Annotated in this window: 1 pseudogene; it reads left to right on the top strand. The window is 70.1% G+C overall.

What is annotated here, in order from left to right:
* A pseudogene (locus tag PV350_RS46845) lies at window positions 1–749 on the top strand (hypothetical protein); the annotation flags it as partial.

The raw sequence follows: 749 nt of genomic DNA, 5'->3' as shown, positions 1-749 counted from the left end.
GCAGTACGGGCGGCTGCTGGACGACGGCAAGCCGGAGACCCGTGCCGCCTATGCCGCTCACCTGAAGATGGTGAAGACCACGGACGCGGACCAGCACCGCGACACCAGCGCGTGCGATCGCATCCCCGGGCCGACGAAGGACTACTGCAACGGCACCGCCACCTCGCCGCTGGATGAGAGCCCCGAGGACGCGAAGTTCAGTGCCCTGCTGGACCAGTTGGACAACGCCGGTGACGTCGGCAAACAGGCCGCCGAGTATGCGCGGGCGCCGTCGTGGGACCGCGTCGGCGGTGTCCTGCTGCTGGGCATCGCCGCCGTGGTCATCACGGCGATGGCCATCTCGCTCGCCCTAATTCTGCTGGGCACCCAGGCCGCGGACGTCGCGGCGGCCGCAGTCGGCGGCATCACGTTCATCTGGGGCATGCTGCCCGGCCCGTCCCGCATGGCCGTGTGGCGGTGGCTCGGCACGTTCCTGGCCTCGGTGATGGTCATGTTCAGCACCGCCATGGTCATCCCGATGTTCGGCATCGGTGTCGACGCGCTGCTCACCTCCTCCGGCGGCGGCCTGATGGTGGAGCGGCTGCTACTGCTGGACGCTTTCGCGATTGCCGCACTGGCCTTCCACCGGCGGCTGATGGCCGCCACCGCCCAGTTCGGGCAGCGCCTGGCGCTCCGCATGCGGTACGCCAAGGTCGGTGGCACCCACCTGCCCGGCGACAACAGCGAGCTCGGCGCTGCGATCGGCGCTC

It is taken from the genome of Streptomyces sp. PA03-6a (genome assembly GCF_033792765.1).
Lineage (GTDB): Bacteria > Actinomycetota > Actinomycetes > Streptomycetales > Streptomycetaceae > Actinacidiphila.
The sequence above is the reverse complement of the archived record's forward strand: the minus strand, read 5'-3'. Positions and strand labels throughout refer to the sequence as shown.